The organism is Pseudomonas sp. Pc102, from assembly GCF_018408275.1.
GTDB lineage: Bacteria > Pseudomonadota > Gammaproteobacteria > Pseudomonadales > Pseudomonadaceae > Metapseudomonas > Metapseudomonas tohonis.
The window spans coordinates 207,876-230,523 of sequence record NZ_AP021905.1 but is presented as its reverse complement, the minus strand read 5'-3'; the positions used below and the strand labels follow the sequence as shown (position 1 = coordinate 230,523).

The following is a 22,648-nucleotide window of genomic DNA, read 5'->3' as shown; positions in this document are numbered from 1 at the left end:
ATGCGCGCATTGATCGGCCTGTTCGTCGCCAGCCTGGCACTGGCCAGCCACGCGGCACCCAAGGTGGCGGTGACCGACCTCGCCTTCGAGGAACGCGTCCGCGAGTACATCCACACGGTGAACGCCCAGAGTGCCTCGCAGGTGAGCGGCTTCTCCGGCAGCGCCTCCAGCAGCTACTCGGAAGAGGAAGGCACCTACAGCTACATCGAGCGCGGCGAGCTGCGCAAATTCACCGGCGACATCAAGGGCGAGATCCTCAAGTCCGGCACCTTCCAGCTGGTCCAGGGGCGCCCCTACGGCAGCGACAACGAAGGCCTGCACGACGTGATCGGGCGTATCGCCCAGGGCCAGTTCCAGGGCGCGGACTACGTGCTGTTCGGCTCGCTCTCGGACGCCGACTTCCGCCAGGACGTCAACGCCATCGACAACACCGACACCTACTCCACGGTGCTGGGCCTGACCCTGGTGGCCGACTTCAGCCTCATCGACACCCGCACCCACGAAGTGAAGGCCGCCTTCACCGCGATGGGTGAAGCCCAGGACGTGAAGCTGGTGAAGGGCGGCGACAGGCGCGTCACCCCCAACCGCGGGCGCGTGGTGCGCGAGGTGTCGAAGGCCCTGGGCGAAGATGTCGCCCGGCAGCTGCAGGAGCAGCTCGGCGTGGGCCCGGCGGCAGTGACCGACAGCGGGCGCTACGGGGCGCTGCCACCGGACGAACCAGCGAAGATCCTGCATTGAGGCAAGCGGCCTGCGGGCCGCTTTTCTTTTGCCGCTGCCAAGGCTCAGCGCCGGTAGAACGCCTCGCAGCATTCGCGCAGGGCCTGGGACAGGTTGTCGTCCTCCAGCTCGATGAGGTCGAGTTCGATGTCGTCGGGCAGCAACTCGGCCACCAGCGCGGCGAGGCGGCGGCGCCCGGCCAGGTCGGTGCCGGAAACGCCCAGCAGCAGGCGCGGCTGCGGGCCGAGCGCGGGGTCGCGCAGGGCGGCGAGGAAGGCTTCGTGGATGTCGAGCTCGCCACAGGCGGCGCTCAGGGCCTGCTCCAGCGGAGGGTGTCGCAGGGGGGCGATGGCGAGGTCCGGCGAGTCGCCATAGACCCCGTCCCGGCTGTTGGATGGCGGCATGCCGATGCTCCTTTGGGAAGACCGGCAGCCTAGTGCCCGTGCGCCACCTTGTCGCGGCGCCGGGTCACGTTCAGGCCATCGACTGGATCACGCCGGGACGCGACGCACGGTGGCCAGCAGCGCGGCGGCGCCGACGAAGAGCACGGCGAAGCCGCGGTTCATGGACCGCTGCTGGCGCGGCGAGCGCAGCACGCGCAGGACCTTGGCGGCCAGCCCGGTGTAGCCGGCCATGACGATCAGGTCGACGGTGATCATGGTCGCGCCCATCACCAGGTACTGCTGCACCAGCGGCGCATGGGGGTCGATGAACTGCGGCAGCACGGCGAGCATGAAGACGATCGCCTTGGGGTTGCTGACGTTCACCAGGAAGCCGCGCAGCACCATGGTCAGCGGCCGGCCAAGGGGCCGTTCGGCGGAGTCGGCGGACAAGTCGCTGGGCAGCGCGCGCCATTGGCGGACGGCCAGGTAGACGAGGTACACGACGCCGAACCACTTGATCGCGCTGAAGGCCATGGCCGAGGTGGCGAGGATGGCGCCGACACCGGCGGCGACGATGGCGATCTGCAGGGCCAGGCCCAGCTGCAGGCCGATGGCGTTCCAGTAGCCGCGCAGGAACCCGTATTGCAGCCCGGAGGACATGGAGGCGATGGCGCCCGCGCCGGGCGAGAGGCTGATCACCCAGCAGGCGACCAGGAAAGCGAGCCAGGTGTGCATGGCCATGGCGTGAACCTCGGAAAACGGAAGGGGGGCCGAGCAGACTACCCGCTGCGCTTTGCGCTGCCCAGCCCCGGCCGGCGGCTCAGCGCCAGCGACGCACCGCCTTCTGGAAGAACAGGCTGTTGGGCACCTGCACCAGGGCGCCGTCGGCGCTTTCACCGAGGTCCTGCAGGGTGGTGTAGAAGAGGTTGATGGCCACCACGCGGCCCTTCACGCCGGGCTTGTCGGCGCTCTCCACGACCTCCACCACATCGCCCAGGCGGAACGGGCCGAGGGAGAAGATCAGCACCGCGCAGAACATGTTCGAGAGCACGCTCCAGATGGCGAAGAAGGCCACCGCGGCGACGGCGGTGAAGCCGGTCAGCGCCGTCCACAGCACCTCGGCGGAAACCCCGAGACGCTCCAGCACCAGCATGAAGGCGCTGCCCAGGATCAGCCAGCGCAGCAGGCCGCGCAGGGGCAGCAGGAGCTCCTGGGGCAGCTGTGGATAACGCGCGCCGAGGCGGGTGATGCCACGGGTGACGATGCGCTGCACGAGCCAGGCGAGAATCAGGATGAGCAGCACCTGCGCCGCTCGGATCAGGGGTTCGCTCCAGGCCGTCAACAGCACCAGGTCTTCCATCAGTCACTCGCCTCCAGTTGGCTCTGCAGGTTTTCCAGGAGCTCCAGCGCCTCCAGCCACTTCTCCTCCAGCTCGCCTTCGCGGGCCTTGAGCCTGGCCTGTTCGGCGAGCAGGTCGCGCAGTTCGTCCTTGCGCGAGGCCTCGTAGAGGCCGGAGTCGCCCAGGCGGGACTCAACGGCGGCGAGCTTCTCGTGCAGGGTGCCGAGCTCCTTCTCCAGCTTCTCGGCCTCGCGCTTGTGCGGGGCCAGTTGCTGGCGCAGCGCGGCGGCGGCCTGGCGCTGGGCGCGCTTGTCGGTGCCCGTGCCGGCACCGGCGGCGGGGGTGCTGGCAGGGGCCTGGCGGGCGCGGTAGTCGACCAGCCAGCGGGCGTAGTCGTCGAGGTCGCCCTCGAAGGGCTGGATGCGGCCGTCGGCCACCAGGAGGAACTCGTCGGTGGTGCTCTTGAGCAGGTGGCGATCGTGGGAGACCACCAGCACCGCGCCGGCGAACTCCTGCAGGGCCATGGTCAGCGCGAGGCGCATCTCCAGGTCCAGGTGGTTGGTCGGTTCGTCGAGCAGCAGCAGGTTGGGTTTCTGCCAGGCGATCAGCGCCAGGGCCAGGCGCGCCTTCTCGCCACCGGAGAAATTCAGCACCGGCTCGTCGCAGCGATCGCCACGGAAGTCGAAGCCGCCGAGGAAGTCGCGCAGGGTCTGTTCGCGCTCGGTCGGTGCCAGGCGCTGCAGGTGCAGCAGCGGGCTGGCCTTGGGATCGAGGGAGTCCAGCTGGTGCTGGGCGAAGTAGCCGATGGCGAGGTTCTCGCCCCGTGCCAGGCGCCCGGCGACAGGCGCCAGCTCACCGGAAAGGGTCTTGATCAGGGTGGACTTGCCCGCGCCGTTGGGGCCGAGCAGGCCGATGCGCGCACCGGGGACGAGCTGCAGCTTGACCTGCTGCAGCACCACCTTGTCGCCGTAGCCGAGCTGGCCTTCGGCGACGTCCAGCAGCGGGCTGGAGATCTTGTCGGCCTCGCGGAAGACGAAGTCGAAGGGCGAGTCGACGTGCGCAGGCGCCAGTTCCTCCAGGCGCTCAAGGGCCTTGATCCGGCTCTGCGCCTGGCGGGCCTTGGTGGCCTGGGCCTTGAAGCGGGCGATGTACTTCTCCATGTGCGCACGCTGGGCCTGCTGCTTCTCGTAGGCCTGCTGCTGCTGCGCCAGGCGCTCGGCGCGGGTGCGCTCGAAGGCCGAGTAGCCGCCGCGGTAGAGGGTCAGCTTCTGCTGTTCCAGGTGGGCGACGTTGTCCACCACCGCATCGAGGAAGTCACGGTCGTGGGAGATCAGCAGCAGGGTGCCGGGGTAGCCCTTGAGCCACTCCTCCAGCCAGAGGATGGCGTCGAGGTCCAGGTGGTTGGTGGGCTCGTCGAGCAACAGCAGTTCGGACGGGCACATCAGCGCCTGGGCCAGGTTCAGGCGCATGCGCCAACCACCGGAGAAGTCGCCGACGCGGCGGTCCATCTGCTCGCTGGTGAAGCCCAGGCCGGCCAGCAGCTTGCGCGCGCGGGCATCGGCGGTGTAGCCGTCGGCACTGTCCAGCTCGATGTGCAGGCGGGCGATGGCGGTGCCGTCATGGCCCGCCTCGGCGGCGGCCAGCTCGGCCTGCACGCGTCGCAGGTGCGCGTCGCCGTCGAGGACATAGTCCACCGCCAGGCGGTCGAGGGTGTCCACCTCCTGGCGCATGTGTGCGATGCGCCAGTCGGCCGGCACGAAGCAGTCGCCCGCGTCGGGGCCGAGCTCGCCGCGCAGCAGGGCGAAGAGGCTGGATTTGCCGGCACCGTTGGCGCCGATGAGGCCGACCTTCTGGCCGGTGTGCAGGGTCAGTTCGGCGCCTTCGAGCAGGCGCTGAGGACCACGCTGTAGTGTGAGGTTCTGGAGTCGGATCATAATGGCGGCGGAGTTTATCAGCTTCATTCCCCCACCGCCCGGTATGCGCCATGCCCCCGATCTATGGAGTTTCGCCCTTGATCTCTACGCCCGTCCGGGCGTCGAAGATGCCTGCCTGCGCCTGCAGGAACAGGGTGCCGATGTCTGCCTGCTGCTGGCCGGCGCCTGGCTCGCGCGCCGGGGCGTCAGGCACGACGATGCCCGCGAGGAACAGCTGCGCCTGATCGCCGAACCCTGGCAACGGGAGGTCGTGGAGCCCTTGCGTGCGCTGAGGCGTGGATGGCGCGAAGCGGCGGCCATGGACGAGGAACTGCGCACGTTGCGCGAGGCGGTGAAACGGCTGGAGCTGGATGCCGAGCGTCGTCTGCTGGCCCGCCTGGAGCAGGCTGCCGCGCCCTGGCCGGAGGCCGCTGGGCATGACATGGAATGGCTGGAGGGACTGGCCGGAAAGGCGGGGGGGAGTGACCGCGACGCGCTGCAATCGCTGCGCGTCGCGGCCCTCGAGGCTTAAGCCGAAGGCGTGGTCGGCGCTGCGCCGTTGGCAGCCGACGGAGCCGGCGTGGCAGCAGCGGTAGGAGCCGGTGCGGCAGGCTTGGCGACCGGTGCGCTCGCCGGGGCGGCGGGCTTGGCCGGGGCCTTCGCGGCAGGCTTGGCAGCGGGTTTGGCAGCGGCCTTGGGTGCCGGCTTCGCAGCCGGCTTGGCCGGAGCCTTGGCGGCGGACTTGGCAGCTGCCGGCTTGGCGGCGACAGGCTTGGCTGCAGGTTTCGCCGCGGCAGCGGGCTTGGTAGCAGCGGGTTTCGCTGCGGCTTTCGCCGGCGCCTTGGCAGCGGGCTTGGCGGCCGGTTTAGCAGCCGGCTTGGCAGCGGGTTTCGCGGTAGCGGCAGGCTTGCTGGCGACGGCCTTGGCCGGCGCTTTCGCGGCAGGCTTGGCCGCCGGTTTGGCAGCGGCTTTCACCGGAGCCTTGGCGGCGGCGGGCTTGGCAGCAGCCACTTTGGCCGGGGCTTTCGCAGCAGGTTTGGCGGCAGGCTTGGCAGCAGCGGGTTTGCTTGCGGCAGCCTTGGCCGGTGCTTTCGCGGCAGGTTTGGCAGCGGGTTTGGCGGCGGCTTTCGGCGCGGCCTTGGCGGCCGGTTTGGCGGCAGCGGGCTTGGCCTTGGCTTCACGAGCGACCAGCGCCTTGGCAGCGGCCTCTTTCACCTTGCCGACGCCCTGGGCGATCTTCAGGCTTTCCTGGGAGTCGCGCTTGAGGTCGGCGATGTAGGAGCGGGTCTCGGCCTGGCGGGCCTTAAGTGCGTCGAGCAGGCTTTCCAGCTCCGCGACGGCTTCCTTGGATTTGGCTTGCGCCTTCGCTTTGCCGGCCTTGGCAGCATCCTGCAGCTTGGTCCGCGCACCGTGGAGTTTTTCCTGGGCCTTGCCGCGTTGCTTCTCCAGTTTGGTGAGCAGTTTTTCGGCATCGACCAACGCTTGGCTACAGGCGTTTTCGAGGTGTTCGATCAGGCTGTGGGAAAGTTGCTGCAGCAGGTGCAGCGGGGTGCTTACGGGCTTCTTCTTGGCCGACATGGTGCGCCTCCGGGCGGACGTGGTTGCGCCCATACTAGACGCCTGTTTGAGCCATCGCTAGTTCCCCGTTATTCCAAACTGCATGGCTGGCATAATCGCCCGCATTCCGCTCCTGGAGAACGCCCGATGCGCATCCTCGCCTCCCTGCTTTTCTGCCTCTTCGCTCTGCCTCTTCAAGCCGCCGACGAGCAGAAGGATCTCGCCTACAGCATGGGCGTGAAACTGGGGGAACGGTTGCGCCAGGAAGCACCGGACCTGCAGTTGGACTCACTGCTGCGCGGGCTCGCCCAGGCCTATCGCGGCGAGAAGCCGGAGCTCGATGCGCAGCGCATGGAACAGCTGCTCGACGCCCATGAGACGACCCTCGAACGCAACGGCCAGGACACGCAGAAAGCCATCGCCGCGGAGAAGCGCTTCATCGCGCTGGAACGCGGCAAGTACGGTGTGCGCGAGTTGAAGGATGGCGTGCTGGTGACCGAGCTGCGGGCCGGCAGCGGCGCGAAACCGGGCGCGCATTCGCAGGTGCGGGTGAACTATCGCGGGCAGTTGGCCGACGGCAGCGTGTTCGACGAGAGCGACGGGCCGCAATGGTTCCGCCTCGACAGCGTGATCGCCGGCTGGCGGGATGCGTTGCAGGAGATGCCGGTAGGGGCGAAGTGGCGCCTGGTGATTCCCTCGGCCCAGGCCTATGGGGCGGAAGGCGCGGGGGACCTGATTCCACCCCACGCGCCCCTGGTGTTCGACCTCGAGCTGCTCGAGGTCCGCTGAATCACGCGAGCTGCGCGCCCTGGTTCTGGTGGGCGTTGTGCAGCACCTCGATGAGGCAGTCCTCCAGTTCGAAGCGCTCGTGCAGCAATGGACCGAGGCGCTTGAGCTCGGTGGCCAGGCAGACTTCGCGGCTGGCACTGCCGTCGCAGCAGTCGTTGAAGCTCAACGCGACCTCGGTGATGGCTTCGATACGGGGGTAGATCTGCTTGGCGAGATCCAGGCCGCGCTGGTCGCCAAAGGCCTTGGCCTCGTTGAGCAGTTGTTCGTAGACCTCGAAGTGCCCCGCCGACACGTAGTCGACCAGTACTTCGCAGAACCCCTGCAGGTCTTCCACCGCAGGTGCCTCGGGTCTGTCGCTGACGCTGGTGAAGACCCTGACCAGTTCCTGGCGCTCCAGCAACCAGCGGTCGATCAACTGGTGTACCCCACCCCAACGTTCCTGAGCGTTCTGGCAACTTTCGAGCATGATGTCCTCGCTTCCCTTTCGGTAATGCTTTGTTCGTCTGCTCCGAGACGGTTTTTTGTCGATCGGCGCAAAAACGGGGAAGACGGCGCGGAAGTGGCAACTTTCCGGCGTCGCGTGCGGGCCAGATTATGCCCGTGCCTGCCTGCCAGCAAGGCACCTCGTCGAGAAAATTTCATACGAGCGTTTAATCGTCGCGCCAGAGCCGGCGCGGCTTGTGCATCAGGGGCGGGAGGGTGCGACGAGAACGCGCACCCGGCTGCAAGCCAGGCGCGGCGGGTGGTGCGATCAGGCGCGACGCAGCATCTGGTAGAGCGAGAAGAGGATGCAGCCGGCGAACGCCAGCAGGCTCCACTCGGGAATACTCATGCCGAACAGGGTCCAGGTGACTTCGGCGCAGTCGGCCGTGCCGTGCAGCATCAGCTTGATGATTTCCTGGAAGGGCAGCGCATCCATCATGTATTCCAGGCTCGGCAGGCAGGCCGGAAGCTGGTCCGCGGGCACGCCCTGTAGCCAGACCTGGCGGCCGGCGGTCGCGGCGCCACCGGCGGCGAACAGCAATGCCAGCCCGGCGTAGACGCGACGGCCTCGGGCCTGGGGCGCGTGCAGTGCGGCGATCAGGCAGACCACGCCGAAGAGAATGATGAAGATGCGCTGCACGATGCACAGGGGGCAGGGCTCCAGGCCCATCGCGTGTTCCAGGTAGAGCGCACCGCCCATGACGGCGACACAGGCGAGGAAGGCGGCGAAGAACAGGGAACGGGGGCTGGCCAGGGTCATGGCGGCTCCGAGGAGTGATGAGAGGCCGATACGGTAGAGGAAGCCCATTGGCCTTTCAAGGCGACCGTCTAGTCTGCAGCGGGTACCCATCCAGAGAAGAACGCCATGCGTCGGTTACTCGCCCTGCTGCTTTTCATGTCCCTGCTGGCCCAGGCGCAACTGCCCCTGGACAGGATCCGCCTGCCGCCAGGGTTTCGCATCGAAGTCCTCAGCGACCGGTTGCCCAGTGCCCGAGAGATGGCCTGGGGCGCCAACGGCACGCTGTTCGTGGGCAGCAATGCCGCCGGCAAGGTCTACGCGCTGGACATCACCAGCGGCCGCGTACGCACCCTCGCCAGCGGGCTGCAGATGCCGGTCGGCGTAGCCTTCCACAAGGGTGACCTGTATGTCTCGGCGATCAGCCGCATCCTGCGCCTGCGCGACATCGAGACGCATCTGGATGCGCCACCGCAACCCGAGCAGGTCGGCCCGGCCTTCCCCGCCGAGACCCATCACGGCTGGAAGTTCATCGCCTTCGGCCCCGACGGCAAGCTCTACGTGCCGGTGGGTGCGCCCTGCAACGTCTGCGAACGCGACCCCGATCGCTACGCCGCACTGCACCGCATGAACCCCGACGGCAGCGGCCTGGAACGGGTGGCCCGGGGCATCCGCAATACCGTGGGGTTCGACTGGCATCCGAAGACCGGCGAGCTGTGGTTCAGCGACAACGGCCGCGACCTGCTCGGCGATGACATGCCGGACTGCGAACTCAACCGCATCACCGCACCCAACCAGCACTTCGGCTTTCCCTACTGCCACGCCGGCAACGTCGCCGACCCCGAGTTCGGCACACGCCCCTGCGAGGATTTCGTCGCCCCGGTCGCCAGGCTCGGCCCGCACGTGGCGCCGCTCGGGCTGCGCTTCTACACCGGCGGCCAGTTCCCGGCGGAGTACCGCGACAACCTGTTCATCGCCGAGCACGGCTCGTGGAACCGCAGCGAGAAGATCGGCTACCGCATCAAGCGCGTGGAACTGAACGACGACGGCAGCCTCAAGCGCCAGAGCGTGTTCGCCGAAGGCTGGCTGGAGGATGGCGAGGTCTGGGGGCGCCCGGCGGACGTGCTGGTGGCGCCGGATGGCTCGCTGCTGGTCAGTGACGACCAGGCCGGAGCCATCTACCGCATCAGCTACGAGGGTTCGTGAGAGACGCGCCGCCAGGGCGGCGGCGCGACATCAGGCGACGCGTTCGCCGGGCAGGGGCAGGGCGGGCAGGTGCTGCACCAGGCCTTCCTGGAACAACTGGTTGCTGCGTTCCAGCTCGCCCATCTGCGCCAGCAGGCGTGCCTGCTCGGCGCAGAGTTCCGGCTCGCGGGAGAAGCTCAGGCCGGTATCGAAATACTCCCGCGCCTTGCCCCACAGGCTGTTCTGCAGGCACAGCCGGCCCAGGGTGAGGAACAGCGCCGGGTCGGTCGGGTGGTCCTTGAGGAAGGCTTCGGCGGTCTGCAGCTGGCGCGCCGGATCGGCGCCACGCAGGCGTCCGTAGAAGCGCACCAGGGCGTCGTCATAGCCACGCTTGAGGGCGATGCGCACCGCCTCCTCGGCCTCGGGCTCGGCCCCCAGGTGACGCAGCTGGTCCGCGAACGCCAGCACCAGGCGTGGCTCGGCGCGCTGCGCGGCGGAAAGATGCTGCCAGGCCTGGATCAGCGGGTTGAGCGCGGTCTCGCCCTCGTTGAGGCCGGCCTGCCCGGCGTGCACCAGGCGGTCGCTCCACACGCTCAGCTCCAGCTGGTTGAGTTCGGATTCCGGTAGCGCCTTGTTCTTGCGCAGGTCGGGCAGCAGGCCGACCAGGGCCGCCGAGTCACCGCGCTGGCGATGCAGCTGGAGCAACTGGCGCAGCACCTGGTGATGGCGCGGATGGCGCTCCTGCATGACCTTGAGGGTCTCCAGCGCGGCATCGGTCTCGCCACGCTCCTGTTGCAGTTCGGCATGGGCCAGGGCGATGGCCAGTTCGGCCTGCGGCTGGCGTTCCAGGGCGCGCTCGAGGAGCTGGTCGCTCTCCTCGTACTGGCCGATGCGGTTGGCCGCACGGGCCGCACCGAGGTAGTACATCAACGGCTGCGGATCGGCCTCGGCGGCACGGCGCAGGTGGCGCAGGGCGCGGGCCCAACGGCCTTCGGCCAGGTCCAGCAGGCCTTGCTCGGAGGCCAGGCGCACCCGACGGCGGGCATTGCGCCGGGACCAGGGGTTGACCACGCCGCCGGAGACGAACACCAGGGTCAGCAGCGCGCGCACCAGCCAGAGCAGCAGCACCACCACGGCGACCAGGGCGAGGAAGGCCCAGAGGCTGGACTCGTAGCGGAAGCCCTTGTAGGCGAAGAGTACGTAGCCGGGATGCTGGACCACGGCCATGCCCACCAGGGTGCCCGCAGCGGCCAGGAGCAGCAGGACGAGGATGATCCGTCTCATTGGCCCTGGCCCTCCACCGGCGGCGCCGCTTCGGGGTCCTGCGACGGGTCGGCCTCGGGCGCCGCAGCGGCCTTCGGATCGGCCAGGCGCTGGCTGCGCTGCAGGTAGGCCTGGAGCGCTTCGAGGGAAGCACCGAGGTCGGGCGTCTTCACTTCGACCGGCTGGGTGGCGAGTTCGTCGATGCGCGCCAGCAATGCACGGCTCTCCGGGTTCTCGGCGTTGAACTGCGAATCCAGCACGTCACGCGCCTGCTTCAGCGACTGGCGATAGACCTGGGTCTTGCCGTGCAGTGCCGCCCACTGCGCCTGCTCCAGGGCGAGCGACAGCGCCAGGCGCACCTGGGACAGCCCTTGCCCGGCGAGCAGCGGCTTGATGTTCTGGTCGGCGTCGAACTGGATGCGGAAGTAGTGGGAGAGCTTTTCCAGCCACTCGGCCCACCAGCTGCCACCGTCGCCGTCGGCGGCCATGTTGCGCAGCACGCCGCCCTTGTCCTCGAAGGCCGGTGCCAGGGGGCTGAGCTGGATGGCCTGCTCGCGCAGCGCGCCGAGTTGCAGGAACAGCCCGGTGCGGTCCGGTTGCGCCGTGGTACGCAGCGCCTCGAGGCTGCGCGAAAGCTGCTCGCGGGCGGCGAACGCGGCGGGGTCGTCCTGCTCGCGGAGGATGTCGTCGGCCGCTTCCACCAGGGCCTTGGCGCTGGTGATGTCCTGCAGCGCTGAGAGACGCAGGCTGGCCAGGCGCAACAGGTGCTCGGCCTCGGCCAGGCGCCAGTCCTTGCGGCTGGCACCGAGAACGGTCTCCAGGCGCTGGCTCAGGCGTTGCTGGTCGCCCTGCAGGTCGGCCAGCAGGCGGCGGCGCTCGTCCAGCTCTTCGGCGCTGGGCAGCTGGTCGAGGCGCTCGGTGAGCTTCTTCTCGCGCTGCTGCAGGGACTGGGCCTGGCCACGGGCGTCCTCGACCATGCTCAGCTGCTGCTGGTCGCGAGCCTCGAGGCTGCGTATCTGCCACAGGCTCCAACCGGCGACGGCGACGCCGGCGGCGCCCACCAGCAATGCCAGGATGGCCAGGCCACCGCCCCGGGAAGCCGGCTTGGCGGTGGCAGGAATGACGGGCTCGGAGGCCGGGGGTTGCTGCTCGGTTTTAGCCAGATCTGCTTCGCTCACGTATCCATCCTTTGCATCAGGGGGCCGGGGCCGGTTGATTCTCCAGCGCCGCCAGCAAGGCCGAGGCGCTGGCGCCCCGGCAGTCCACAACGACTTGCGCGCCCGCATCGCGCGCCAGTTCGGCCACGCGCGGGCTCGGTACGAACAAGGGTAGACGGGCCAGGGTGGGCCAATCATCCCCGGCCAGTGCGTTCAGGTGCTCGAAACCCTGCCCACTGCTGACCACCAGGCCGTTCAGGCGTTCCGCTCGAATCAGCCGCTGCAGGCTGCGCGGCGGGTAGTCGGGCAGGCGGCGGCGGTAGAGTTCCAGATAGTCCACCGTCACGCCTTGGCCGCGCAAACGCTCGGCGAGGAATTCTCGGCCACCCTCGCCACGCATGATCAGCACGCGCGCGTGCGGGGCGGCCAGCGCCTCGGTGAATGCCGGCAGCGCCAGCAGGGCTTCGCTGTCGTCGCCGCTTTCCGGCCAGTGGGTATCGAGGCCGGCAGCCGCGAGCACCTCGCCGGTGGCGGCGCCGACGCTGAACCAGCGGACCTGGCCGGGAGGTTGCGGCCAGTGGCGCGCGAGACGCTCGAGGCCGAGGCGGGCGGCGGGCTTGCTGACCACGATCACCGCGCGATAGCGGTCGAGGCCCAGGAGGGTGGCGCGGTGTTCGGGGGCTTCGTCCAGCGGCTGGATCTCCAGCAGTGGCAGGCTGGCGCTGTGCACGCCGTGCGAGGCGAGGATCTCGCCCAGCACGGCGCTGTCGTCGGCGGGGCGCGTCAGCAGCAGGCGCCAGCCGGTCACGGGTGGCCGGCCTCACCATAGACGGCCTGGAGGATGGCCTCTGCGCCCTGGCCCAGCAGGTCTTCGGCGACACGCACGCCAAGGCTCTCGGCGTCGCTGGCCAGCGCGCGGGATTCAGCGCGCAGCAGGGTGCCGCCGTCGGGCTGGCCGACCAGGCCGCGCAGCCACAGCTGGTCGTCCTCGAGGATCGCGTAGCAGGCGATGGGCACCTGGCAGCCGCCATTGAGGCGCTTGTTCAGGGCGCGCTCGGCGGTGACGCGCAGGGCGGTGTCGCGGTGGTGCAGGGGCGCCAGCAGGGCGTGGATCTCGGTGTCGGCGGTGCGGCATTCGATGCCCACCGCGCCCTGGCCGCCGGCGGGCAGGCTGTCGTCGACGCTGATGGAGGAACGGATTCGTTCCTGGAAGCCGAGGCGGATCAGGCCGGCGGCGGCGAGGATGATGGCGTCGTATTCGCCGGCGTCGAGCTTGGCCAGGCGGGTGTTCACGTTGCCACGCAGGAACTGGATCTTCAGGTCCGGGCGACGCGCCAGCAGTTGGGCCTGGCGGCGCAGGCTGGAGGTGCCGACCACGGCACCGGCGGGCAGCGCGTCGAGGCTTTCGAAGGTGTTGGAGACGAAGGCATCGCGCGGGTCTTCACGTTCGCAGATGCAGAACAGGCCGAGGCCGTCGGGGAAGTCCATGGGCACGTCCTTCATGGAGTGCACGGCGATATCGGCCTCGTTCTCCAGCAGGGCGGTTTCCAGCTCCTTCACGAACAGGCCCTTGCCACCGATCTTCGCCAGGGGCGCGTCGAGCAGCTTGTCGCCGCGGCTGACCATGGGAACCAGGCTGACCTTGAGCCCGGGATGGGCCTTCTCCAGGCTGGCTTTGACGAACTCGGCCTGCCACAGGGCCAGGGCACTCTTGCGGGTGGCGATGCGAATCTCGCGGGACATGGATGATGACTTCCGGAAGCAGGACTGCCCGGAATGATAACAGGCAAGACAGCCGCAGGCGCGCAGGTGGGAAACCCGGCGTCTGCGGCCATGCGTCCTAGAGGTTGTGCATCAGCTTTCGCACTCCGGCGACGTGGCGCCGGCTGACCGTCAGCGCATCACCGTTGAGGCCCTTGAGGAACAGCTGGAAGTGCCCGAGCGGGGTGCGTTGCAGGCGCTCGATGCGCTCGCGGGCGACCAGGGCGTTGCGGTGGATGCGCACGAAGCGATCGCCGAACTCGTCCTCCAGCGCCTTCAGCGGTTCGTCCAGCAGGACCTCGCCGTGCTCGTGACGCAGGGTCACGTACTTGTGGTCGGCGATGAAGTAGATGACCTGGTCCAGGGGGATCAGCTCGATGCCCTTGCGAGTCCTGGCGCTGATGTGCGAACGCGGGCCGGTGCCGCTTTCCGCGGCGGGGCGGGTGAGCGCCGCAAGCTGCACCCGGTTCGGGCGCTCGGCCTTCTTCAGGGCTTCGGCCAATGACTCCGGCCGCACCGGCTTGACCAGGTAGCCCACGGCGCTGACCTGGAAGGCATCCAGGGCGAACTCGTCATGGGCGGTGCAGAAGATCACCGCGGGCGGCGCTTCCTTCTCACAGAGCCGCGCGGCCACCTGCAGGCCATCGAGCCCTGGCATGCGGATGTCGAGCAACACGACATCCGGTTTCAGGCTGTCGATCAGGGTCAGAGCCTCTTCGCCATTGGTGGCGGCGGGCTCCAGAACTCGGTATCCGTCGAGGTCGCCGACCAGGCGGCTGAGACGCTCTCGGGCAAGGGGTTCGTCATCGACGATCAGGACATTCATATTGCTCGGGCTTCCTGCGTGAGTCTCGCACAAGGATAGCGTAGACAGGTGAAGTGGCGACCGTCACGGCGCTCCACGCTGAGACTGGCTCTGGAGCCGAAAAGTGCCGTAAGTCGGGCATCAATATTCGTCAGTGCCTGGTGGGTTCCGCGTGAAGGCTGGGGTTCCGCACCCGTGTCGAACGGGTTGCTCACGCAGAGCAGGAACACACCATCCCTGTACTCGGCTTCCACCCGCACCAGTCCCCCTTCTATACGCGGTTGAATGCCATAGATGAGGGCATTCTCCAGCAGGGGTTGCAGGGTCAGTTGTGGAATCGGCAAATCATCGGGCACTTCGTCTACCTGCCAATCCAACTGTAGCCGTTCTCCGAGACGATATTGCTCGATCGACAAATATCGTTTCGCCAGTTCCAGCTCCTCGGCCCAGCTGACCAGGGTGCCGGGCTTGGCCAGGCTGGCGCGGAACAGGTCGGAAAGATCGAGCACCGCCTGCTCGGCCTTGTACGGATCGATGGCCACCAGGCTGGCGATGCTGTTCAGGCTGTTGAACAGGAAGTGCGGGCGGATGCGCGCCTGCAGCGATTCGATGCGCGCGCGCAGCTCGGCCTGCTGCTGCCGGCGCCACTGGCTCTGCAGGTAGAAGTAGCGCAGCAGCAGCGCCGACATGATCAGGCTGATCAGCCCGTGGCGCAGGTAGAGGTTGACCTCGCCGGCGCGCGGCAGCGGCCCGCCCAGATCGTAGTAGTCGGCCACGGCGGTGCAGCTGAGGGTCAGGCCGACCACGATCAGGCAGCAGATGATCCCCGCCAGCGCCGCGCTGATGCGCGCCAGCAACGGACGCAGCCGACACAGCAGGGCGGCGGAAAGCAGCACGATCCACTGCACGAAGAGCGAGGTCAGCGCCAGGCGCACCCAGTCGAAGTTGGGCAGCATGGGCTCGGCCAGCACCAGCACCATCACCAGCAGCTCGGCGAGCAGCACGAGGCCGAGCAGCGCCTCCGGCAGGCACAGCTCGGGCAGGAAGAAATCGTCGATGGACGCGGCGGGGCGCGCCTTGTTGCGGCTGTCGTCAGGCATCCGGGCAGTTTCCGTAAGCGCCCGCCAGGCAGCAAGCCAGAGCGCTCCGGCCGGGCGAAATAAAGCACCGAAATGCTGCTGGAGATGAAAAACTGTGAAGCAGGCTACAAACGCCGACCGGCAGGTCGCTCGGACGGGACGCGCCGGTTTCACCAGCAACGCTGTTATTATCGCCGGTAATTTTTCGGCCATCGGCCTTCCTTCACCTCCAGCACCGAGCCCACTCATGAGCACCGACAAGACCAACCAGTCCTGGGGTGGCCGCTTCAGCGAGCCCGTCGACGCCTTCGTCGCCCGCTTCACCGCCTCCGTCGACTTCGACAAGCGCCTGTATCGCCACGACATCATGGGCTCCATCGCCCACGCCACCATGCTGGCCGAAGCCGGCGTGCTGACCGCGGACGAGCGCGACGCCATCGAGAAGGGCCTGAAGGAAATCCAGGCCGAGATCGAGGCCGGCACCTTCGAGTGGCGCGTCGACCTGGAAGACGTGCACATGAACATCGAGGCGCGCCTGACCGACCGCATCGGCATCACCGGCAAGAAGCTGCACACCGGCCGCTCGCGCAACGACCAGGTGGCCACCGACATCCGCCTCTGGCTGCGCGACGAGATCGACATCATCCTCGGCGAGATCACCCGCCTGCAGCAGGGCCTGCTGGAGCAGGCCGAGCGTGAAGCGGACACCATCATGCCCGGCTTCACCCACCTGCAGACCGCGCAGCCGGTGACCTTCGGCCACCACCTGCTGGCCTGGTTCGAAATGCTCAGCCGTGACCACGAGCGCCTGGTCGACTGCCGCAAGCGCGTCAACCGCATGCCGCTGGGCAGCGCCGCCCTGGCCGGCACCACCTACCCGATCCAGCGCGAGGTCACCTGCCGCCTGCTGGGCTTCGACGCCGTCGGCGGCAACTCGCTGGACGGCGTGTCCGACCGCGACTTCGCCATCGAATTCTGCGCCGCCGCCTCCCTGGCGATGATGCACCTGTCGCGCTTCTCCGAGGAGCTCGTGCTCTGGACCAGCGCCCAGTTCCAGTTCATCGACCTGCCCGACCGCTTCTGCACCGGCTCCTCGATCATGCCGCAGAAGAAGAACCCCGACGTGCCCGAGCTGGTAAGGGGCAAGTCCGGCCGGGTGTTCGGCGCCCTGACCGGCCTGCTGACCCTGATGAAGGGCCAGCCGCTGGCCTACAACAAGGACAACCAGGAGGACAAGGAGCCGCTGTTCGACGCCGCCGACACCCTGCGTGACTCCCTGCGCGCCTTCGCCGACATGATTCCGGCGATCAAGCCGCGCCACGCGGTGATGCGCGAGGCGGCCCGCCGCGGCTTCTCCACCGCCACCGACCTCGCCGACTACCTGGTGCGCAAGGGCCTGCCCTTCCGCGACTGCCACGAGATCGTCGGCCACGCGGTGAAGTACGGCGTCGACTCCGGCAAGGACCTGGCCGAGATGAGCCTCGACGAACTGCGCCGGTTCAGCGACCAGATCGACGACGACGTCTTCGCCGTGCTGACCCTGGAAGGCTCGGTCAATGCCCGCGACCACATCGGCGGCACGGCACCGAACCAGGTTCGCGCCGCCGTCGCCCGTGGCAAGGCGCTGCTCGCCGCACGCTGATCACCAGGTCGCCCCGCGACCGGCAGGGATGCCCATGCAGGACCACACCCCCGACACCTGGCCGACGCATGTCGGCCAGCGTATTTCCATCGTCGGCTGCTCGGGCTCGGGCAAGACGCATCTGGCGCGCCGCCTGGCCTCGCGCCTGGGCTGCCCGCACATCGAGCTCGACGCGATCTTCCACCAGCCCGGCTGGCAGCCCCTGCCCCGCGCCGAATTCCGCGCGCGGGTCGAGGCCGCCCTGCAAGCACCGCGCTGGATCGTCGAAGGCGCCTACTCGGCGGTGCGCCCGTTGACGCTTTCCCGTGCCGACACGGTGATCTGGCTCGACCTCCCGCGCCCGGTCGTGATGCGCCAGGTCATCGCCCGCACCCTGGGCCGCCTGCTGCTGCGCAAGACGCTCTGGAACGGCAACCGCGAACGCCTGCGCAACCTGCTGAGCCTGGACCCGGAGCGCTCGATCATCCTCTGGACCTGGACCCGCCACGCGGTCTACCGCGCGCGCTTCGCCGCCGAGCAGCAGGACCCGGCCAACGCCGGGGTCCGCTTCATCCGGCTGGGGTCGCGAGCGGAACTCGACGCCTGGCTGGGCAACCTGCCCGGCTGAAGCCGGGCCTCAGCCCCGCGCGCGGGCCTTGACCGCCTCGAGGAAGCCGGGCATCTCCCGCGCCTTGTCGGCGGCGATGCGCTGCACATGGGCTTCGGCGCCGAGCTTGGCCAGCAGCGCACGGGCGCCGGGCAGATCCGCCAGCAGGTCGGTGGCGAACAGCTTATGCGCCACCTCGCAGGCGAGGTCGATGCTGTAGAGGAAATACAGGTCGGCGAAGCTCATGGAGTCGCCCGCCACATAGGGCGCGAAGCGACCGTGACGCGCCAGCGCGGCGACCCCGGCCAGCAGCTCGGCCTTGCCCTTCTCGAGGATCGCCTCCGGCAGCGGCATGCCGAAGAAGGCCTGTGGATAACAGCTGCGCGCCGGCAGCTCGATGTACAGCTCGATCTCACGGACCAGCGCACGGACCACGCCACGCTGGTACGCATCGGCAGGCAGCAGCGGACGCTGGGGGAAGCGTTCTTCCAGGTATTCGAGGATGGCGCCGGTCTCGTTGATGAAGCCCTGCTCGGTCTCCAGCACCGGCACCTTGCCGCGCGGGCTGATGGCGAGGAACGCCGGCTCCTGGCTGCCATGGACCAGCACTTCCTCAAAGGGAATGCCTTTGGTCAGCAGCGCCAGCTTGACCATGTTGTAGTAGTTGCTGACGGAAAAACCGTGGAGCTTGAGCATGGGGGCCTCCTGGCCGTGCGGGGTGGGCGTCCGTTCTTATAGACCCGCCCACCCGGGCCGCGCCAGCAGGATCAGGGCAGTGAATGGACGGGCACGCCGTGGCACACTGCGCGCCTGCACAACGAGGACAAGCGCCATGAGCGAGCACGACGACAGCGAAGAAGCCTTCGCCGAGGAAACCCTGATCCAGGCCATCGAGAACCAGCTGGAAGCCGACAACCCGCCGGCAGCCAAGGCCACCCTGAACAAGCTGACCCTGGTGGGCTACGAGCGCGAGGAGAGCGTCCAGCTCATGGCCCTGGTGCTGGCTCGGGCGATCGGCCGCCTGGAGCAGGACCAGCCCTTCGACCTGGCCTGGTACGAAGCCGCCCTCAGGGCGCTGCCCGAGCTGCCGGACGACAGCGACGAAGACGACGAGGAAACTTGATCCACGCCGGGATCACCCGTCGCAACAGGCCCTAGCATCGCGCCACCCCACCCGAGCGTCGTCGAGGTCCAGGCCCCCATGAGTTCGAGCCCGCTGCGCATCACCCGCCTTGCTCGCCGAGCGCTCTCCGGCCTGCTGCTCCTGCTGGCCGCAGGCGTCCATGCCGAGCCGCTGCAGATCGGCGCCGAGGACGACTGGTACCCCTTCACCGCGTTCCGCGATGGCGCTGTGCGCGGCATGTCTGCGGAGATCGTGCTGGCCGCCTTCGCCGCCGTCGACACCCCGGTGGAGCTCGTGCCCTATCCCTACTCCCGCTGCATGCAACTCGCCCTCCAGGGCAAGCTGGCGGGCTGCTTCAACACCGCACCGGACGCACGTATCGCCGAGGCCTACCAGTTGCCGCGGCACCCGTTGTTCCGCGACGACATCCTGCTCTGGTCGCGTGTCGACCGGGCCACCCCGGTGGTGGACCTGCAAGGCCTGGAGGGCGCGCGGGTGGCCGTGACCATCGGCTACGAGTACGGCGCCCGCTTCGATGCCCTGCGCACCCTGGAGCGGGTGCCGGTGCGCAAGGACCTCAACGGCTTCCTGATGCTGCAGCACGGCCGCGTCGACTACGTGGTGGCCTACCGCGCCACCACCGCCGAGCTGCTGCGCGAGCACCCCGAGCTCGCCGGCAGCTTCCAGGCCGTGGGCACGGTGCACCAGCCGGAGCTGTACCTGTCGTTCTCGCGCAGCGCATCGCGCGCCGGCTGGCTGCTGCAGCGTTTCGACAAGGGTATGCAGCGCATCCAGGAAGACGGTCGCTACCAGGCGATCCTCGACCGCTGGCAATACGGCGAGGCGATCTACCCGGCAGACTGAGCCCGGCCTACTACACTGATCCGTCACACCCGCCCGCACGAAGGCGGGCCCACCAGAAGCCCAGGAGTCACCATGTCGTATACCCCCGAGCTGATCGCCGAACTGGAACTGCTGACCCTGTTCAACCTGGACAACACCCAGGAGGGACTCAAGGTGCACAACAACGCCTCGTCCAAGGTCATAGGCGCGGTCACCCGTCTCCACCAGAAGAAACTCATCACCCAGCCCGATGGCGGCTACCTCACCAGCCTGGGGCTGGACGCCGCCGAACACGCCCAGAGCCTGCTCACCATCCTCACCACCGAGCCCGTCCATTCAAGCTGAAACGCGTCCGCGCCGATAACCCGGGCACAACCCTGCCCGGCCGCTTCGCCGGCTGGTAGGCTGTGCCCATCCACCCGGCAGAAGCTCCATGACGCGCACCCAGGAAATCCGCCCCGACATCGATGACGGCATCGACCGCAAGGTCCTCGCGCAGCTGCGCGCGCGCTTCCTCAAGGTCAACGGCGGGCGCCTGGAACGCGCCATGCAGGGCCTTTCCACGCGCCAGCAGCTGGTGCTGCGCCTGTTGCCGCTGCTGTTCCACGTCAACCATCCGCTGCTGCCCGGCTACGTGTCCGGGCAGACGCCTGCGGGCCTGTCCAACTACGAGCCCGACGACGAGGTGCTGGCCGAAGTCCAGCGCCTGACCCGCTCCTTCGCCTACAAGGCACGCCGGGGCAACCCGCCGATGCCGATCCACGGCCTGTTCCTGATGGGCAGCCTGGGCACGGTGGCGCAGGCCGAGCAGAGCGACATGGACCTCTGGGTCTGCCACGCACCGGACCTGTCCGCCGCCGAGGTGGCCGAACTGCGCCGCAAGTGCGAGCAACTGGAAACCTGGGCCGCGACCCAGGGCACCGAGGCGCACTTCTTCCTCATCGACCCCCAGCGTTTCGTGGTCGGCGACCGCGAAACCCAGCTCACTTCCGACGACTGCGGCACCACCCAGCACTACCTGCTGCTGGACGAGTTCTACCGCACCGCCATCTGGCTCGCCGGGCGTACGCCGCTCTGGTGGCTGGTGCCGGTCTACGAGGAAGGGCGCTACGCCGAGTACACCGAGAAACTGCTGTCACGCCGCTTCATCCGTGCCGAGGAGGTGCTGGACCTGGGCCACCTGGCGCACATCCCGGTGGGCGAGTTCATCGGTGCCGGCATGTGGCAGCTGTTCAAGGGCATCGAGTCGCCCTACAAGTCGGTGCTCAAGCTGCTGCTCACCGAGGTCTACGCCAGCGAGCACCCACGGGTGCACTGCCTGTCGCTGCGCTTCAAGCACGCCGTCTACGCCAACCACCTCGACCTCGACGAGCTCGACCCCTACATAGTCGTGTACCGCCGCCTGGAGGAATACCTGACGGCGCGCGGCGACCGCGAGCGCCTGGAGCTGATCCGCCGCTGCCTCTACCTCAAGGTCAACAAGAAGCTCAGCCGCCCACCGCGCAACCGCCGCAAGAGCTGGCAACGCCTGCTGTTCGAGCGCCTGACCCGCGAGTGGCAGTGGGATGCGCGGCAGCTGGCCATGCTCGACAGCCGCAGCCAGTGGAAAGTGCGCCAGGTCGGCGCCGAGCGCCGCGCGCTGGTCAACGAGCTGACCTACAGCTATCGCTTCCTTTCCGAGTTCGGCCGCAGCCAGCACGCCATCAGCTCGCTCAACAGCCGCGACCTCGGCGTGCTCGGCCGGCGCCTCTATGCCGCCTTCGAACGCAAGGCCGGCAAGGTGGAATTCATCAACCCCGGCATCGCCCCGGACCTGGCCGAGGACACCCTGACCCTGGTGCAGTGCCCCAGCCCGGAGGCCCAGGGCGAGACCCAGTGGGCGCTCTTCCCGGGCAGCCTGAACGCCCAGGAGTGGCGCGACTTCGCGCCGATCAAGCGCGCCCGCGAGCTGATCGAGCTGCTCGCCTGGTGTCACCGCAACGGTGTGATCGACCCCAGCACGCGCCTGTCCCTGAACCCCGGCACCAGCGACCTGTCCGAGTTCGAGCTGTCCAACCTGATCGCCAGCCTGCAGCAGTGCATTCCGCTGCCGCTGCCGCCGGTGGGCGAGGCCGCGCTGCTGCGTGCCAGCGCGCCCAGCGAGGTGCTGCTGCTGATCAACGTCGGCGTCGACCCGCTCAAGCAGCACAGCCAGATGAACGTGCACATGACCACCGAGCGCACCGACTCCCTGGGTTACTCCGGCGTGCGCGACAACCTGGTGCTGACCATCGACCAGGTCACCCTGAACAGCTGGAACGAGCTGCTGGTGACCCGCTACGACGGCCCCTTCGCCCCGCTGGACTGCCTGCGCGACTTCCTCAACGCGACGCCTGCGGACATGCAGCCGAACCTGCGCGTGCGCTGCTTCTGCCGCAACCGCGCCCAGGCCATCGCCCAACGCGTGGAAGAGCTGTTCCGTGACGCCCTGGCGCACCTGGGCAGCCCCGACACCACCCGCTACCTGCTGCAGGTCCGCCAGCAATACCACGTACTGGAGCTGCTGCCCGGGCAGGTCAGCCACACCGCCCTGGATGACCTGCCGGCGCTGCTGGAACACCTGGGCGAGGACCTGCCGACCTACAGCCCGCTGTTCCTCGACCGCTACGCCCTGGAAGGCGAGGACCTGGCGCTGATCCTGCCGCTGGGCCGGCCGAACTGCATCCAGGTGTTCTTCCGCCAGGACGGCGAGAGTGCCGAACTGACCCTGCTCGACGAGCACAACGCCCTGTGGCGCCAGCGCCAGCCGTTCCGCGACCAGCAGAGCCTGCTCACGCCGCTGCAACGCTTCCTGCAATCGGTGCTCTACCGACGCAACGCCCTGCTGCCCCTGGACAGCCCGACGCCACCGAGCGACCTGGAGATCCTCTATTACGAAGTGCTGCCCTCACCCCCGCAGCGCGCGCAGCAGGTCGAGCGCCGCGCCGCGCCGCAGGCGCCGGTCAGCCATCCGTTCTACGACGTGCAGGCGATCGTCGAGCCGCTGGACGCGGATCGCGTCCACGTCACGCTCTATTGCAACCATCGGGAATTCTCGGAACTGGAATACGGCGGCGAGCTGTTCGCCTCCGTGGCCCGGCACATCCTCTCGCAGCGCAGCGAGGCCGAGCGTTACCCCTGCTACATCACCGACCTGGACCTGTCGCGGGTCCTCGGCGAGGGCCATGCGCAGACGGTTCATTACCTGCGCTACAAGGCCGAGCTCGAAAAGCAGCTCAACCAGGCGCTGAACAAGGCCTGACCGCCGG

Annotated in this window: 24 protein-coding genes; 10 read left to right on the top strand and 14 right to left on the bottom strand. The window is 68.4% G+C overall.

The annotated features are described in order from the left end of the window. Positions 1 to 738: a penicillin-binding protein activator LpoB gene (locus PHLH3_RS01155; protein ID WP_213627689.1), complete on the top strand. Its 738-nt coding sequence runs from the start codon at positions 1 to 3 to the stop codon at positions 736 to 738. Positions 739 to 782: 44 nt separating this feature from the next. On the opposite strand, the gene PHLH3_RS01150 is transcribed toward PHLH3_RS01155, so the two are convergent. The 4 genes from PHLH3_RS01150 to PHLH3_RS01135 form a co-directional block, all read right to left on the bottom strand. Next, positions 783 to 1,121, bottom strand: coding sequence for an enhanced serine sensitivity protein SseB C-terminal domain-containing protein (locus PHLH3_RS01150; protein ID WP_213627687.1), 339 nt, complete (start codon positions 1,119 to 1,121; stop codon positions 783 to 785). An 87-nt stretch (positions 1,122 to 1,208) separates the two neighbouring features. Next, complete coding sequence (gene rhtB, locus PHLH3_RS01145; protein ID WP_173176701.1) at positions 1,209 to 1,841, bottom strand: homoserine/homoserine lactone efflux protein; 633 nt, start codon at positions 1,839 to 1,841, stop codon at positions 1,209 to 1,211. A 79-nt stretch (positions 1,842 to 1,920) separates the two neighbouring features. Continuing rightward, positions 1,921 to 2,460: a mechanosensitive ion channel family protein gene (locus PHLH3_RS01140; protein ID WP_111261152.1), complete on the bottom strand. Its 540-nt coding sequence runs from the start codon at positions 2,458 to 2,460 to the stop codon at positions 1,921 to 1,923. Then, positions 2,460 to 4,373: an ATP-binding cassette domain-containing protein gene (locus PHLH3_RS01135; protein WP_213627685.1), complete on the bottom strand. Its 1,914-nt coding sequence runs from the start codon at positions 4,371 to 4,373 to the stop codon at positions 2,460 to 2,462. The genes PHLH3_RS01140 and PHLH3_RS01135 overlap by 1 nt, the downstream gene beginning before the upstream one ends. 1 nt (position 4,374) lies before the next feature. Between PHLH3_RS01135 and PHLH3_RS01130 the strand changes: the two genes are divergently transcribed. Then, positions 4,375 to 4,884, top strand: coding sequence for a TIGR02444 family protein (locus PHLH3_RS01130; RefSeq protein ID WP_244862964.1), 510 nt, complete (start codon positions 4,375 to 4,377; stop codon positions 4,882 to 4,884). Here the strand turns inward: PHLH3_RS01130 and PHLH3_RS01125 are convergent. Next, a complete protein-coding gene (locus PHLH3_RS01125; RefSeq protein WP_213627683.1) occupies positions 4,881 to 5,930 on the bottom strand; it encodes an AlgP family protein in 1,050 nt (349 codons plus the stop codon). The two genes, PHLH3_RS01130 and PHLH3_RS01125, sit on opposite strands and share 4 nt — an antisense overlap. Before the next feature lie 126 nt (positions 5,931 to 6,056). On the opposite strand from PHLH3_RS01125, the gene PHLH3_RS01120 reads away from it, so the two are divergent. Next, a complete protein-coding gene (locus PHLH3_RS01120; protein WP_213627681.1) occupies positions 6,057 to 6,698 on the top strand; it encodes an FKBP-type peptidyl-prolyl cis-trans isomerase in 642 nt (213 codons plus the stop codon). 1 nt (position 6,699) lies between these two features. Here the strand turns inward: PHLH3_RS01120 and rsd are convergent, their stop codons facing one another. Together rsd and PHLH3_RS01110 are read right to left on the bottom strand one after the other, a co-directional pair. Then, a complete protein-coding gene (gene rsd, locus PHLH3_RS01115; protein WP_213627679.1) occupies positions 6,700 to 7,164 on the bottom strand; it encodes a sigma D regulator in 465 nt (154 codons plus the stop codon). Positions 7,165 to 7,449: 285 nt separating this feature from the next. After that, positions 7,450 to 7,941: a disulfide bond formation protein B gene (locus PHLH3_RS01110; RefSeq protein WP_213627677.1), complete on the bottom strand. Its 492-nt coding sequence runs from the start codon at positions 7,939 to 7,941 to the stop codon at positions 7,450 to 7,452. Positions 7,942 to 8,046: 105 nt separating this feature from the next. Between PHLH3_RS01110 and PHLH3_RS01105 the strand changes: the two genes are divergently transcribed. Beyond that, a complete protein-coding gene (locus PHLH3_RS01105; protein ID WP_213627675.1) occupies positions 8,047 to 9,123 on the top strand; it encodes a sorbosone dehydrogenase family protein in 1,077 nt (358 codons plus the stop codon). A 30-nt stretch (positions 9,124 to 9,153) separates the two neighbouring features. Here PHLH3_RS01105 and PHLH3_RS01100 read toward each other — a convergent pair whose 3' ends face one another. The 6 genes from PHLH3_RS01100 to PHLH3_RS01075 form a co-directional block, all read right to left on the bottom strand. After that, positions 9,154 to 10,386, bottom strand: coding sequence for a heme biosynthesis HemY N-terminal domain-containing protein (locus PHLH3_RS01100; RefSeq protein ID WP_213627673.1), 1,233 nt, complete (start codon positions 10,384 to 10,386; stop codon positions 9,154 to 9,156). After that, positions 10,383 to 11,543 (bottom strand): uroporphyrinogen-III C-methyltransferase, encoded by a 1,161-nt coding sequence (locus PHLH3_RS01095; protein ID WP_213627671.1) that lies wholly within the window; start codon positions 11,541 to 11,543, stop codon positions 10,383 to 10,385. The genes PHLH3_RS01100 and PHLH3_RS01095 overlap by 4 nt, the downstream gene beginning before the upstream one ends. 16 nt (positions 11,544 to 11,559) lie before the next feature. Beyond that, on the bottom strand, positions 11,560 to 12,330 hold the full coding sequence (locus PHLH3_RS01090) for a uroporphyrinogen-III synthase (protein WP_213627668.1): 771 nt from the start codon (positions 12,328 to 12,330) through the stop codon (positions 11,560 to 11,562). After that, positions 12,327 to 13,265 (bottom strand): hydroxymethylbilane synthase, encoded by a 939-nt coding sequence (hemC, locus tag PHLH3_RS01085; RefSeq protein ID WP_173176720.1) that lies wholly within the window; start codon positions 13,263 to 13,265, stop codon positions 12,327 to 12,329. The genes PHLH3_RS01090 and hemC overlap by 4 nt, the downstream gene beginning before the upstream one ends. A 97-nt stretch (positions 13,266 to 13,362) precedes the next feature. Further along, positions 13,363 to 14,109 carry a LytTR family DNA-binding domain-containing protein gene (locus PHLH3_RS01080; protein WP_173176722.1) on the bottom strand — a complete coding sequence of 249 codons (747 nt, stop codon included), beginning with the start codon at positions 14,107 to 14,109 and terminating at the stop codon, positions 13,363 to 13,365. Further along, positions 14,106 to 15,188, bottom strand: coding sequence for a sensor histidine kinase (locus PHLH3_RS01075; protein ID WP_213627666.1), 1,083 nt, complete (start codon positions 15,186 to 15,188; stop codon positions 14,106 to 14,108). The genes PHLH3_RS01080 and PHLH3_RS01075 overlap by 4 nt, the downstream gene beginning before the upstream one ends. A 226-nt stretch (positions 15,189 to 15,414) precedes the next feature. Between PHLH3_RS01075 and argH the strand changes: the two genes are divergently transcribed. Together argH and PHLH3_RS01065 are read left to right on the top strand one after the other, a co-directional pair. Then, entirely contained in the window at positions 15,415 to 16,809 is a 1,395-nt protein-coding gene (argH, locus tag PHLH3_RS01070) for an argininosuccinate lyase (protein WP_213627664.1), read from the top strand. Between the two features lie 34 nt (positions 16,810 to 16,843). Beyond that, the gene (locus PHLH3_RS01065) at positions 16,844 to 17,416 is read left to right on the top strand and encodes an AAA family ATPase (protein ID WP_213627662.1); all 573 of its coding nucleotides are present in this window, start codon (positions 16,844 to 16,846) and stop codon (positions 17,414 to 17,416) included. Between the two features lie 9 nt (positions 17,417 to 17,425). Here PHLH3_RS01065 and PHLH3_RS01060 read toward each other — a convergent pair whose 3' ends face one another. Next, positions 17,426 to 18,091, bottom strand: a complete 666-nt coding sequence (locus tag PHLH3_RS01060; RefSeq protein ID WP_213627660.1) for a glutathione S-transferase — start codon at positions 18,089 to 18,091, stop codon at positions 17,426 to 17,428. A gap of 136 nt (positions 18,092 to 18,227) precedes the next feature. Here PHLH3_RS01060 and PHLH3_RS01055 point away from each other — a divergent pair, with 136 nt between their 5' ends. From PHLH3_RS01055 to PHLH3_RS01040, 4 genes are all read left to right on the top strand, one after another. Further along, positions 18,228 to 18,518 (top strand): hypothetical protein, encoded by a 291-nt coding sequence (locus PHLH3_RS01055; protein WP_213627658.1) that lies wholly within the window; start codon positions 18,228 to 18,230, stop codon positions 18,516 to 18,518. A gap of 78 nt (positions 18,519 to 18,596) precedes the next feature. Then, positions 18,597 to 19,382, top strand: a complete 786-nt coding sequence (locus tag PHLH3_RS01050; protein WP_213627656.1) for a transporter substrate-binding domain-containing protein — start codon at positions 18,597 to 18,599, stop codon at positions 19,380 to 19,382. Positions 19,383 to 19,454: 72 nt separating this feature from the next. After that, positions 19,455 to 19,706, top strand: a complete 252-nt coding sequence (locus PHLH3_RS01045; protein WP_111261169.1) for a TIGR02647 family protein — start codon at positions 19,455 to 19,457, stop codon at positions 19,704 to 19,706. Positions 19,707 to 19,794: 88 nt separating this feature from the next. Next, the gene (locus PHLH3_RS01040; RefSeq protein WP_213627654.1) at positions 19,795 to 22,641 is read left to right on the top strand and encodes a class I adenylate cyclase; all 2,847 of its coding nucleotides are present in this window, start codon (positions 19,795 to 19,797) and stop codon (positions 22,639 to 22,641) included. Positions 22,642 to 22,648 lie beyond the last annotated feature (7 nt).